Genomic DNA, 13,216 nt, shown 5'->3' on the forward strand with positions numbered 1-13,216 from the left:
GATATGACAAGATAATAACCACCGGCGGACAGGAAATTGCAGGGCGGCACTGCCCTGCCTTGATATTGCAGGCGCTTACAAGCGGTGACTGCGGTCACTGGACAACAGGGCTTCCGGCAGCTCCACCTGGTGCCCTACCACCAGCACCTTGAACAATTCCCCCATCTCGGCGGGCGACACCAGCTTTTGCACGGCGCTGGCCTGTGGCAAATACGTTTTGACCTGTGCCGGATCGGTACGCAGCAGCAAGTCGCCGATGCCCGCGCCCAGCAGGAAGGACGCCTGGTTCATATAGGCAAGCACATCGAGACCCGCATCCTGCGCCGCCACCGCCATGGCCGTGAAATCCACGTGGGCCGTGATGTCCTGCAAGCCGGGCAGATAGAACGGTTCCGCGTGGGCGTGGTGGCGGTAATGGCACATCAGGGTGCCCGTGGCGCGCAAGTCCAGGTAATACTCGTGGGCGGGGAAGCCATAGTCGAACAGCACGGCCGCGCCGCCCTTGCCATTGGTCAGCATGCGCGCCAGCGAGCGCATGAAGCCGCAGGCCACGCCATGGATTTCGCTGACATAGCCGACGGGCAAGTCCTCGGCATCCGGCACCTGGGCGGCGATCTGCGCGGCCACGTCGGCGCCGGCCGGACGTTCGACAAACACGAACTGGCCATCGGCAATGCTGACGTCGAGTTCGCACCAGCCGGCGGGCGTCTTGCTGATCAGGTTGACGGGCATGGCGTCGAGCACTTCATTGCCAAACACGGCGCCTTCGAAACTGTCGGGGAAGCCGTCTAGCCACACTACTTGCGGGAAGCCGGCCAGGGCCAGCTCCTGGCGCGCGCGCAATTCGCCGGACAGTTCGACGATCGCATACTGTTCGATAGGGATGCCGGCATTCGCCGCTTCCGTCAGGATATCGCAGGCCAGCTTGCCCGTACCGGCGCCGAATTCGAGGATGCGCGGGGCCGTTTGCGCCATAATAGCGGCTGCCACATGGGCCAGGGTGGCGCCGAACAGGGGAGAGATTTCCGGCGCGGTTGTAAAATCGCCATCTTTGCCCAGCTTGGCGGCGCCGCCGCTGTAATAGCCGAGGTCAGGCGCATACAGCGCCAGCTCCATGAAGCGGACAAAGGGAATGGCGCCGTCATTGCGCGCGATTTCGGCGGCAATCTGGTGCTGCAAGGCATGGGACGCGGCCAGCGCGTCGCTATCGGGTACGGGTAGAGACATACCGTATTGTAGCGAATCGGCGGCGCGGGCCGCCAGTACCGGCCATGGCAAGCCCGCTCACTCCATATATACAGTAAAGACATGACACCAGCATCGACACTGCCACACAGCACTCCCCGCGTCGCCCTCGTCACGGGCGCGGCGCGCCGCATCGGCCGCGCCATCGCTCTCGGCCTGGCGCGCGACGGCTGGGATATCGCCGTCCACTACCGCGACTCGCGCGACGAGGCGCTCAGCCTGGTGGCGGAAATCACGGCGCTGGGGCGCCGCGCGCAAGCGTTCCCCTGCGACCTGGCGCAGGAAGACGCCGTGCGCCAGCTGTTGCCACAGGCACAGGCGGCGCTGGGCGCCGTGACTTGCGTGGTCAACAACGCATCGTTGTTTGAATACGACAATGCGGGCGATTTTTCTTTCCCCGCGCTCGACGCCCACATGCACGCCAACCTGGCCGCCCCCATCCTGCTGGCGCAAGCGCTGTACCAGGCCACCCCGGCAAGCGGGCAAGCCGTGGTCATCAACTTGCTGGATCAAAAACTGTACAATCTCAATCCTGATTTTTTGTCGTACACCCTGTCCAAGGCGGCGCTGCTGTCGGCGACCACCATGCTGGCCCAGGCGCTGGCGCCGAAAGTGCGCGTGGTGGGCATTGCCCCCGGCATCACCATGGTCTCCGGCGAACAGACGGAAGCGAACTTCGCCAAGGCGCATGAAAACACGCCGCTGGGACGCTCCAGCACGCCCGAGGATGTGGCCGACTGCGTCTGTTACGTGGCCGGCGCGCGCGCGCTGACGGGCACGACCCTGCTGGTCGATGGCGGCCAGCATTTGATCGGCTTGCCGCGCGACGTCATGTTTTTGACCAAATAATCAGCAGCCACACCAAACAACCAGCATTCCAGCATCCCCGAAAAGGTAAAACTATGTCGTCCGCCCTGTCCCACCCTCGCCTGGCCGATTGCCGCCGCCTGTTCCTGCGCAATTACGAAGTCCTCATCAACATCGGCGTCTACGACTTCGAGAAAAAGGGCGAGCAGCGCGTCCTCATCAACGTCGACCTGTACATTCCCCTGGCCCTGTCGACGCCGAAGGATGACCAGCTGGAAGAAGTGGTCGACTACGACTTCATGCGCGAAACCATCGCCAGGCGCATGGCGCAAGGCCACGTGCAGCTGCAGGAAAGCCTGGTCGACGACGTGCTCGCGGCCATGCTGGCCCACCCGCGCGTGCGCGCCGCGCGCGTCTCGAGCATGAAACCGGACGTGTATCCCGACTGCGAAGGCGTGGGCGTGGAAGTATTCAAGATCAAGGATGAAGCATGAACAACATGAATGACACTGCCGTACTGGAAACGATGACAGCCGCCGTGGAAGTGCCGGCCAATGTGGAAGCGCAAAAACTGGCGCGCAAGAAGGCGGAAAAGATCGCCCTGGAAAACAACAAGCTGCACAAGCGCTTGTGCCGCCTGGTGGGCCAGGCCATCGGCGATTTCAACATGATCGAAGACGGCGACAAGGTGATGGTGTGCTTGTCCGGCGGCAAGGATAGCTACGCCCTGCTGGACATTCTGATGACCTTGCGCGAACGCGCGCCTATCCATTTTGACATCGTCGCCGTCAACCTGGACCAGAAGCAGCCGAACTTCCCACCGGAAATCCTGCCCGCCTACCTGACGGAACTGGGCGTGGCCTTCCACATCGAAAACCAGGATACCTACAGCATCGTCAAGCGCCTGATCCCGGAAGGCAAGACCACCTGCTCGCTGTGCTCGCGCCTGCGCCGCGGCATCCTGTACCGCGTGGCCGACGAGCTGGGTGCCAACAAGATCGCCCTGGGCCACCACCGCGATGATATTTTGGAAACCTTCTTCCTGAATATGTTCTTCGGCGGCAAACTGAAAGGCATGCCGGCCAAGCTGCAATCGGACGACGGCAAGCACATCGTCATCCGCCCGATGGCCTATGTGAAGGAAGAAGACACGCAGCGCTATGCGGAAGTCAAGGGCTTCCCCATCATTCCATGCGACCTGTGCGGTTCGCAGGAAAACCTGCAGCGCAAGCAGATCAAGGGCTTGATGCGCGAATGGGACAAGAAATTCCCCGGCCGCGTGGAAAGCATCTTCTCGGCCCTGTCGAACGTGGCGCCATCGCACTTGATGGATCCGAAACTGTTCGGCTTCAAGGATTTGAAGGCGGACGGCGTGGCCAGCCCCATGGGCGACATCGCCTTCGACGAAGAGCCGTGCTCGACGCCGACCACGTTCGGCACCATCGCGCTGCAACAAGCCTGACCGTGCGCACGCCGCGCGACTACTGGATCGCGCAGTGCGCCGGCTGGGGCGCGCTGGCGGCGCTGGGCGTGTACGCCTCCTGGGGCGGCGGACCCAATGCCTATGTCCTGTGGTTCTCGGTCGCCAAGGTCTTCTGCGCGCTGACGGGCCTGGGCCTGTCGCACGGCTGGCGCAATCACCTGCGGCGCCATGGCTGGATCAAGGGAGCGCAAGACAGATTGCCGCTGGCGCGCATCGGCGCCGGCCTGCTGCTGCTCAGCGTGCTGCAAACAGGTGCCGTGCTGCTGGCCGAGCTGCTGTTCCGCAACGGCGCCCTGCTGCAGGACCGCGCCGAACTGCCGGCCACCCTGGCGATCCTGACGGTGCTCTGGTTTATCGTGTTCGCGCTGTGGACGCTGCTGTACACCCTGGCGCTGTCGCGCCGCCACGCCACGCAACTGGCGTTCGACAAGCTGCAGCTGGAAATCCATGTCAAGGACGCTGAACTGCGCGCCTTGCAGGCGCAGGTCAATCCCCACTTTTTCTTCAACAGCATGAACAGCATCCGCGCGCTGATGTTCCAGGACGTACAGGCAGCGGCGCGCGCCATGAACCAGCTGGCCGCCATGATGCGCCACAATCTGCAGACGGGATTGTCCGACACGGTGCGGCTCGATGCCGAGCTGGCCGCGCTGCAAGCCTATCTCGGCATGGAAAAACTGCGCTTTGAAGAACGGCTGCAACTGAGCCAGGATATCGCCCCCGGCCTCGACGCCGTGGCGCTGCCGCCGATGCTGCTGCAAACCTTGGTCGAAAACGCCATCAAGCATGGCGTCGAACGCAGCACCGGCCCGTGCGCCGTGCGCATCGAGGCGCGCCGGGCCGATGACAGCGTGCTGCTGCGCGTGGCGAACCAGGGCAAGCTGGCAGCCGACAGCGGCTCGACGCGCGTGGGCCTGGCCAATGCCGGCCAGCGTCTGCACCTGCTGTTTGGCGCGGGAGCCACTTGCCGCCTGGCCGAGCAGGACGGCTGGGTCATCGCCACCGTCACACTACCCTGGGAGCAGACATGCGCGTGATGATCATCGACGATGAGCGGCTGGCGCGCGACGAGTTGCGCCGCCTGCTGCGCGAGCATCCATGGGTCAGCGTGGTCGGCGAAGCGGCCAACGTACAGGAAGGCTTGCGGCAGATCGCGGTGCTGGCGCCGGACCTGATTTTCCTCGACGTGCAAATGCCCGATGGCAGCGGCTTCGACCTGCTGGGGGCGCTCGCGCAAGCGCCGGCCGTGATCTTCACCACGGCCTACGACCGCTATGCGCTGCGCGCCTTTGACGTCAGCGCCCTCGATTACCTGCTCAAACCCATCGATCCGCCACGGCTGGCGCAAGCGCTCGAGAAGCGCCGGCCCGCCCCCCGGGAAGGCGGGGCGATGGCCGCCGATGGCAAGGTATTCATCAAGGACGGCGAGCGCTGCTGGTTCGTGGCGCTGGACGACATCGCGCTGTTCGAATCGGAAGGCAATTACACGCGCGTGTATTTTGATAGCCACCGTCCGCTGCTGCTGCGCTCACTGGTGCAGCTCGAAGCGCGGCTGGACGCGGCGAAATTCATGCGCGTCAGCCGCAGCCGCATCGTCAACCTCGCCAGCGTGACGGACATCGCGCCCGCGCCCGCAGGCGGCATGACGCTCACCTTGCACGGCGGCCTGCGCGTGGGCATGTCGCGCCGGCGCGCCATCGTCTTCAGGCAGCTCAACCGCCTGTAAGCTGCACGCGCCGGCGGTTGTCCAGCCCATTGCGCTCGATCAGCAGCTGCTCCGGATCCAGCACCGCTTCGCCCGGTGGCGCATCGACCGTCACCGTCACCGATGCGGCGCCGCCGGGCAAGCGGTGCTTGCCGCGATACAGCAGGCGCTGTGGCGCGCCATCGGCAAACACCGCCAGGTCGACCGGCTCATCGTAGGCGCGCGGCGTATCGCGGCCCTTGCCGTCGGCTTCCAGCTTGGCCAGCTGCACTTGCAAGGTCACGTCCCAGCGGCCATCGGCACGGCGCAGCGCACTGGCGCCGGCCAGGCGGTTGTCGTACAGGACGATACGTTCGAACAGGTCGGTGACCAGCTGCTGCTGCGCCGCCGGCGTTTCGGCGCGGATAAAGGACAGCAGGTCGCGGCTGGTCGCATAGGGCGAGCTGCGATAGCGATGCTGCGCCAGGAAGGCTTTCAAGGCGCGGTTCAAAACCGCCTCGCCGATTTCGGCGCGCAGGCGGTAGAACGCCAGGCTGCCCTTGCGGTATTCGATATACGCCTGGCCCTCGCTGCGAAACAGGGGCAGCTCCCGGCCCTGTTCCCGGCCCCGGCCGGCGAGGTAGGCATCGAGGTCGAAGCGCAGGATGCGCCGCACCTTGTCGGCGCCGAAGCGCTGCTCCACCGCCATCAACGCCGAATACTCCGCCAGCGATTCCGTCAGCATGCCGCTGCCCTGCACGTTGGCGGCGATGAGCTGGTCGCCCCACCACTGGTGCGCCACTTCATGCGCCGTGACATAGAACACATGGTCGACGCCATCGGGGTCGCGCAGGTCGCTGATAAAACCCAGCGACTCCGAAAACGGGATCAGGCCCGGGAAGCTGCGCGCATACTGCTGGTACAGGGGGAACTCGACGATGCGCAAGTGCCGGTGCGGGTAGGGGCCGAAGTGCGCCGTGTTGTAAGCGAGCGCCTGCTGCGCGCCGGCGACCATGCTGCCGGTATTCCACGCGTGCTTCGCATCGTGGTGGATCTCGATCGCCACATCCTGCCACTGCGCGCGCCGCACCTGCCAGCGGCCGGACTGGAAGGCGAAGAACGGCAGCGCCGGCTGCGCCATGCGGTAGCTGAAATAACGGCGCCCGCCTTGCTGCCAGCTGCCCTCCAGAGTGCCCGGGGCGATCGCCACCTGGTCCGCGCTGGTGGAGATGGTGGCCTGGAAGTCGACCAGGTCGCCATCGATGCCCCACTGCTTCCAATAATTGCTGTAGCGCGCCTGCGGGTCGTCGAGCTTGGGCATGCCATGCGGCGCGCCCAGGCCACGCTGCCGGCGCTCGCCGCTGTCCGCGATCTCCTGCACCGCGTTGTAGCCCAGGTGCGGGAAATACTGCTCGATGGTGAAATAGCTGCCGTTGTGCTGCACGCCCTCGGACTGGCCGCTGGCCGTAAAGCCCTGCTGGCGCACGGTCACGAGAAACGCGAGATCGAGCGTCGCGCCCGGCGCCAGCGCCTGCGCCAGTTCGATGATGCGCACGCCATGGCGCGCATCGTCGACCAGCACGCGATGCGCGGGCAGTGCCTGCCAGGTGGTCTGCGCCGCCGTATCCATCTGCAGGTACAGCGTGCGCAGCGGCGTCGCGCCACGATTCTTCACGCGATAGCGGCCGCGTATCGCCGCGCTGCGCTGCGCCGGATACAGGTCGACATTGGCGGCAATCGCCGTGATGCCGGGCTGCGGCAGCGCCAGATACTGGCGATAGCGCCGTTCATGGTCGGCGCGCGCATCGAGCAGCTGTGCGCCGGACTGATAGTGGTTCAGCACGTGCATGTTGTAGGCGATCCAGCTGCCGCTGGCGGCAAAGCCGGCCAGGCTCAGGGCCAGGGCCCAGCCGCTGGCGCCGCGCAGGCGCCGCACGCCTTGCGACCAGCGCACGCGCCAGCGGGCCGCGCGCCCCGACGGGCGAAAAGCCTGCGCCACCAGCAGCAGCGTCACCGTGCCCAGCGTCCAGTACAGCGCGAACCACAGCCAGCCGGCCAGCAGGCCGCCATAGCCGTTCAAATCCGAGTACACCAGTTCCGGCAGCGAGGCAAAGCGGTACAGCGGATGCTCGAAGCCCAGCGCGGCCAGCAGCGGCTTGAACATCACCAGCAGCAGCGAAAGCGCATACGCGACGTATTTCTGGTTGACGAGTACCTGCAGCGCCAGCATGGCCAGCGCCATCAGCACGAACCAGGCGGCGTTCATCAGCGTGCCTTGCAGATACAGCAGCGGTTCCGGGCGCACGCCGCCCTGGAGCAGCTGTACCGCCAGCGCTGCCAGCACGCCGGCGCCCAGAAACACGGCCACCACGGCGGTCAAGGCACCGCACTTGGCCAGCAGCGGCAGCCAGCCCGGCACGGGCAAGGCGTCCGTCAGGTCGGCGATCTTCGCGTGCCGGTCGCGCCATACCAGTTCGCCGCTGTAGAACATCACGACGATGGCCAGCACAAAGTTCAGGCTGTCGGCCAGTTCGACCAGCATCAGGCGCGTCAGCGGATACGGCACGCTGTCAAAGCGCAAGCCGCCGACGCTGACATTGGCGATGAAGTTGGCCAGCGCCAGCAGCAGCATGACGAGGAAAGGCACGCTTTTCAGCACGCCCATCGTGTCAAAGCGCAGCACATGCCAAAATTGCCGCCATGCCGCCGCCATGCCAAACTGCGGCACGACCGGACGCAGCGCGGGGCCGGCCGCGACGATGGCAACGGGCGCCGCCTGCGCGCGGACGGCACGGCGGAACCAGCCGCGGCCTGCACCGGCGCGCTGCGGCTTGAACAGCCAGATGGTGGCCGCCAGCAGCGCCAGCGACAGTACGCCCCACAGCAGGCGGTTGGCCAGCAGCAGGCCGGTCAGCGGCGGCAGCGCCGTATTCATTTCGGCGCTGGTGAAGTAGCGCGTGGCCAGCGCCAGGGCGCGCACGCCAAACGGGTCCAGCAAGGCTGCCGTCATGGCCAGCGCCGGACGTCCGGCCAGCAGGCCGGAGGCCGCCCACAGCACGAAAAACGCCAGCACGCCCACGTACACGAGCAGCATCGAGCGCCCGGCCACGGCCAGCAGCATCAGCAGCGCGGCGACAAACAGCACATTGGGCACGATAAAGACGGCAAAGCTCCACAGATAGGGCAGCGGCGTGACGGGGTTGAGCCGCTCGGGGTCGGCGGCGGAAGTGAGCGAACCGAGCATCATCGCCAGCACCACCAGCACGAATACCAGCAGGCAGGCCGCCAGGCCGGCCAGGAAGCGCCCGCCCAGGTAATCGCGCTTGCGCATCGGCGTGGCGTACAGCAGATCGGCGATGCCGGCGTCGCTGTCGCGCAGCACGGCGCCGGCGATAAACACGGCCACCAGGAACATGGCAAGCATGCTCAGCACGCCAAGCTGGTTGGCGATCACGGCCGGCGCGTTCAGGTGCACATTGCCGATGCCGCCACCGAGGCGGAAGGTCGGGCTGCCGGCCGTCAGAAAGGCACCGGCCATCAGGGGCACCGTCATCAGCCACAGCAAGGGCTGGCGCAATTGGTAGCGCAAGTCGAAGCGAAAGAATTCCTGCCACATGCTGTTCTCCTCAGGCCGCCCGCAGTTGCAGGAAGTAGACGTCTTCCAGGTCCGGTTCGACACGGCGGAAGCCGTCATCGGGCTGGCTGTCCGCATACACGTTGATCTGCGTGCGGCCCGCCACCAGGCGGCTCGACAGCACCGTGCAGTGCTGCTGGTACTGCGCCAGTTCGGCATCGCTGACGCTGCGGCGCCAGACGCGGTCCTGCAGGGTGGCGATCGCCGCCTGCGGCGCGCCGTCGATCAGCACGCGCCCCTTGGCGATCATGGCCATGCGGGGGCACAGATTGGTCACGTCTTCGACGATGTGGGTCGACAGGATCACCACCACGCTGTCGCCGATGCGCGCCAGCAGGTTCAGGAAGCGCTGGCGTTCATCGGGGTCCAGGCCGGCGGTCGGTTCGTCGACGATCACCAGGCGCGGCGCGCCCAGCAGCGCCTGGGCGATGCCGAAGCGCTGGCGCATGCCGCCCGAATAGCTGGCGACGGCGCGCTTGCGCGCCTCCCACAGATTGGTCAGCTGCAGCAGCGCCTCGACCGCCTCGCGGCGCTCGCCCCGCTGATGCAGTCCCTTCAAGATGGCAAAGTGATTGAGCAGCTCGACCGCGCTGACCCTGGGATAGACGCCGAAATCCTGCGGCAGGTAGCCGAGCTGGCGCCGCAGCGCCGCCTTGTCGCTGGCGACATCGACGCCGTTGAAATGCATGCTGCCGCTGTCGGGATCCTGCAAGGTGGCGATGGTGCGCATCAGCGAGGACTTGCCGGCGCCATTCGGCCCGAGCAGGCCAAACAGACCGGCGGGAATCTCCAGGCTGACGTTATTGATGGCGTGAACGCCGTTGTCGTAAGTTTTATCGAGCGCTTTGAGCGATAGCATGGCGGGGCTCCAGGAAAGAAGCCCCCAGCCTATCGGCGCACCGCCGCTGCCGCCAGCGGCGCCACACGAACGGCGCAATGTGCCATGCGAACGGTCGAAAAGCGTGACGAACGGTGCGGCGACTGGCTATTAAAACTCTTCCCAGTCATCGCCGGCTGCCGCCTTGGCTGGCGCCAGCGTCCTTGGCGGCACGGCGGCGCTGCGCACGGCAACGCGCGGGCGCGGTGCTGCCGGCGCAGGACGCGCGGCTGCCGGCTGTGGCGCCGGACGGCGCAGCAAACCTGGCTGTTCGCGCAGCTTGAACACGCTGACCACTTGCGCCAGGCCGTTCGCCTGCTCTTGCAGCGAACCGGCGGCGGCCGCCGCCTCTTCCACCAGGGCCGCATTCTGCTGGGTCACCTGGTCCATCTGGGTAATCGCCTGGTTGACTTGCCCAATGCCGTGCGTCTGTTCCTGGCTGGCGCTGGAAATCTCGCCGATGATGTCGGTCACGCGCTTGACGCTGGACACCACTTCATCCATCGTCGCGCCGGCCTGGTCGACCAGCTTGGCACCCACGCCCACCTTGCTGACGGAATCGTCGATCAAGCCCTTGATTTCCTTGGCCGCCGCTGCCGAACGCTGCGCCAGGTTGCGCACTTCGCCGGCCACGACCGCAAAACCGCGCCCCTGCTCGCCGGCCCGCGCCGCCTCCACGGCCGCATTGAGCGCCAGGATATTCGTCTGGAAGGCGATGCCGTCGATCACGCTGATGATGTCGACGATCTTGCGCGACGACTCGTTGATCGACCCCATGGTCGCCACCACTTCGGCCACAACCGAGCCGCCGCGGCTGGCGATGCCGGCCGCCGCGATGGCCAGCTGGTTGGCCTGGCGCGCGTTATCCGCGTTCTGCCTGACGGTGCTGGTCAGCTCTTCCATCGACGAAGCGGTTTCTTCCAGCGAACCGGCCTGCTGTTCCGTGCGCGACGACAGGTCCAGGTTGCCGGCCGCGATTTCCGACGATGCCGTGGCGATACTGTCCGTGCCGCTGCGCACCTGGCTGACGATGCTGACCAGATTGTTGTTCATATTGCCCAGGGCCGTCAGCAACGCCCCCGTTTCATCCTTCGCCGTCGTGGCGACGGTCTGCGTCAGGTCGCCGGCGGCCACCGTTTCGGCCAGCGCCAGCGCCTGGCGCAGCGGACGCGTGATGCCCGTCGTCAGCAGCCACGAGCACAACACGCCGAATGCCACGGCGAACAGCGTCAGCAGGCTGATGACGGTGGTGTCATGCACGGCGGAAGCGTCGATCTGCTTGGCCGTCGCATCGATGCTTTCGCGCTGCAAGGTCACCAGTTCCTGCAGTAAATCCTGGTAAACCTTGGCGGCCGGGGTGAACGCGGTGTCGAGGATTTTCGCCGCGCCTTCCACGTCGCCATCGGCCTTGGCCTTGACGGCGCCGTCGCGCGAGGCGCTGTACACCTTGCGCTGCTCGAGGATCTTGGCAAACAGGGCTTTTTCCTTGTCCCCCGCGACAAGGGGCTCGATCTGCTTGAGCAATTCGGCCGCCTTCTTCACGGACGCGGCCGAGTCTTCCTTGAAATACGGTCCCAGCGCCGGGTCGCTGCTCTTGACGATGGCGGCCGTGCGGCGGATCGAGGCAAAGTTCAAGCCATACCAGTCGGTAATCAGGCGTTCCTTGGTCAGCGGTTCGGCCATCATGGCCCGCGTCGACGTCGCCACCTCATTGAGGCGCCACACGCCCACTGTAGCGATCAGAACGGTCATTGCCAGGATCAGGACAAAGCCGATGCTCAGGCGCTTGCCGATCTTGATATTTGCGATAAAGCCCATGGTGTCTTTTCTCTCAATAAATGCATCAAAGATATATTTAATTCCATATGGAATTTTTTGCATTGCAGATTATACATTGTTGAAATATATGTAGCTGATTTGTTGATTTTGAGAAATGTTTCTGTTAAGTTAAAAATCTCCTCCGCAACTACAGGCGCGCCGCGCTTGTCCGCCCGCCTGTTTCTCAAAGAAATCTATGAAACTTTCCGCATTGCCCCTGAAGAAAATCACCTTTGCCGCCGTCCTCGCCTGTGCCGGCAGCGCCCACGGCGCGGCCCTGCCACCCGCCATCGCGGCCCAGCTCGCAGCCAATTACCCGGCCGTGGAAAGCCTGTACCTGGACTTGCACCGCCACCCGGAACTGGCGTTCCAGGAAGTCGAGACGGCAAAAAAACTGGCCGAGAAGGTCAAGGCGCTCGGTTTTGACGTGACCACCGGCGTCGGCGGCACGGGCGTCGTCGCCATCCTGCGCAACGGCCCCGGTCCCGTCGTCATGCTGCGTACGGAAATCGATGCGCTGCCCGTGCTGGAAAAGACCGGTCTGCCGTTTGCCAGCAGCGTGGTGACGAAAAACGCGGCCGGCGAAAGCGTGCCGGTGATGCATGCCTGCGGCCACGATGTGCACATGTCGGCCTGGTATGGCAGCGCCAAGCTGATGGCCGACAACCGCCAGCACTGGAGCGGCACCCTGATGCTGGTGGGCCAGCCGGCCGAAGAGCCGCTGCTGGGCGCGGCCGCCATGCTGAAGGACGGCCTGTTCACGCGCTTCCCGAAACCGGACTACGCCCTGTCCTTCCACGATGAAGCGACGCTGCCATCGGGCACGGTGGGCTACCACGCCGGCTACTTCCGCGCCGCCGCCGACACCATCAGCATCACCGTGTATGGCCAGGGCGGCCACGGCGCCGCGCCGCACGACACGCGCGATCCCGTCGTGATGGCCGCGCGCATCGTGCTGGCACTGCAAACGCTGGTCTCGCGCGAAAACAATCCGATGGACCCCGTCGTCATCACGGTGGGCAGCATCCATGGCGGCACGCAGGCCAACATCGTGCCCGACCAGGTCACCATGCAACTGACGGTGCGCACTTTCAAGGATGCCGTGCGCAAGCGCGTGCTGGCCAGCATCGCGCGTGAAGTCAAGGGCGAAGCGTTTGCCGCCGGCGCGCCGAAAGAGCCGCTGGTGGAGATTCGTCCCGGCACGGACGCCGTCTACAACGACCCGGACCTGACCCTGCGCATGGTGTCTACCTTGCAAAAATCGCTGGGCGCGGCCAACGTGACGGAAATGCCGGCCAAGATGACGTCGGAAGACTTCGCCAACTACGGCCAGGCCGGCGTGAAAGCCGTGCTGCTGCATATCGGCGCGGTGGAGCCAGGCAAGCTGGCGGCGGCCAAGGCCAGCGGCAAACCGCTGGCCGGCCCGCACTCGCCGCAATGGGCACCCGAGTACCAGCCGACCATCAAGGCGGCGATCACGGCGGAAACGTCGATCCTGCTCGATTTGCTGGGCAAGAAGCAGTAATCAGGCAGTGCGCGGGGAAGCTGCTTTTCCCCGCTCCCCTCCCCCTCGTCCGAAATGCTTTCCTTCATCCCCCTGCTGCAGTAAGCTCGTTGTCTGCCGCCACGTTCGTGCCGGCCCCCCTTGCAACCAGACCATGAATGGAT

10 protein-coding genes are annotated in these 13,216 nt (G+C 65.4%); 6 read left to right on the forward strand and 4 right to left on the reverse strand.

Annotated features, from left to right (window positions below):
* Positions 1-75: 75 nt before the first annotated feature.
* Positions 76-1,227 carry a class I SAM-dependent methyltransferase gene (locus BLT98_RS15620; RefSeq protein WP_092609962.1) on the reverse strand — a complete coding sequence of 384 codons (1,152 nt, stop codon included), beginning with the start codon at positions 1,225-1,227 and terminating at the stop codon, positions 76-78.
* An 81-nt stretch (positions 1,228-1,308) separates the two neighbouring features.
* Between BLT98_RS15620 and BLT98_RS15625 the strand changes: the two genes are divergently transcribed.
* Genes BLT98_RS15625 through BLT98_RS15645 form a run of 5 tightly spaced genes read left to right on the forward strand, consistent with a single transcriptional unit; the run spans position 1,309 to position 5,261 of the window.
* The gene (locus BLT98_RS15625; protein ID WP_092609232.1) at positions 1,309-2,094 is read left to right on the forward strand and encodes an SDR family oxidoreductase; all 786 of its coding nucleotides are present in this window, start codon (positions 1,309-1,311) and stop codon (positions 2,092-2,094) included.
* A 53-nt stretch (positions 2,095-2,147) separates the two neighbouring features.
* Positions 2,148-2,546 carry a dihydroneopterin aldolase gene (locus BLT98_RS15630; RefSeq protein ID WP_034783508.1) on the forward strand — a complete coding sequence of 133 codons (399 nt, stop codon included), beginning with the start codon at positions 2,148-2,150 and terminating at the stop codon, positions 2,544-2,546.
* 32 nt (positions 2,547-2,578) lie between these two features.
* The gene (gene ttcA, locus BLT98_RS15635; protein ID WP_070258652.1) at positions 2,579-3,514 is read left to right on the forward strand and encodes a tRNA 2-thiocytidine(32) synthetase TtcA; all 936 of its coding nucleotides are present in this window, start codon (positions 2,579-2,581) and stop codon (positions 3,512-3,514) included.
* Positions 3,466-4,572: a sensor histidine kinase gene (locus BLT98_RS15640; RefSeq protein WP_230522791.1), complete on the forward strand. Its 1,107-nt coding sequence runs from the start codon at positions 3,466-3,468 to the stop codon at positions 4,570-4,572. Before ttcA ends, BLT98_RS15640 begins: the two co-directional genes overlap by 49 nt.
* The gene (locus tag BLT98_RS15645) at positions 4,563-5,261 is read left to right on the forward strand and encodes a LytR/AlgR family response regulator transcription factor (RefSeq protein WP_092609235.1); all 699 of its coding nucleotides are present in this window, start codon (positions 4,563-4,565) and stop codon (positions 5,259-5,261) included. Before BLT98_RS15640 ends, BLT98_RS15645 begins: the two co-directional genes overlap by 10 nt.
* Here BLT98_RS15645 and BLT98_RS15650 read toward each other — a convergent pair.
* From BLT98_RS15650 to BLT98_RS15660, 3 genes are all read right to left on the reverse strand, one after another.
* Positions 5,248-8,835 (reverse strand): ABC transporter permease/M1 family aminopeptidase, encoded by a 3,588-nt coding sequence (locus BLT98_RS15650; RefSeq protein ID WP_092609238.1) that lies wholly within the window; start codon positions 8,833-8,835, stop codon positions 5,248-5,250. The genes BLT98_RS15645 and BLT98_RS15650 overlap by 14 nt on opposite strands.
* A gap of 10 nt (positions 8,836-8,845) precedes the next feature.
* Positions 8,846-9,712 (reverse strand): ABC transporter ATP-binding protein, encoded by an 867-nt coding sequence (locus BLT98_RS15655; protein ID WP_092609242.1) that lies wholly within the window; start codon positions 9,710-9,712, stop codon positions 8,846-8,848.
* A 129-nt stretch (positions 9,713-9,841) separates the two neighbouring features.
* Entirely contained in the window at positions 9,842-11,548 is a 1,707-nt protein-coding gene (locus BLT98_RS15660; RefSeq protein WP_092609245.1) for a methyl-accepting chemotaxis protein, read from the reverse strand.
* A 196-nt stretch (positions 11,549-11,744) separates the two neighbouring features.
* On the opposite strand from BLT98_RS15660, the gene BLT98_RS15665 reads away from it, so the two are divergent.
* The gene (locus BLT98_RS15665; RefSeq protein ID WP_070258600.1) at positions 11,745-13,073 is read left to right on the forward strand and encodes an amidohydrolase; all 1,329 of its coding nucleotides are present in this window, start codon (positions 11,745-11,747) and stop codon (positions 13,071-13,073) included.
* Positions 13,074-13,216: the final 143 nt, after the last annotated feature.

It is taken from the genome of Janthinobacterium sp. YR213, from assembly GCF_900099875.1.
Lineage (GTDB): Bacteria > Pseudomonadota > Gammaproteobacteria > Burkholderiales > Burkholderiaceae_D > Janthinobacterium > Janthinobacterium lividum.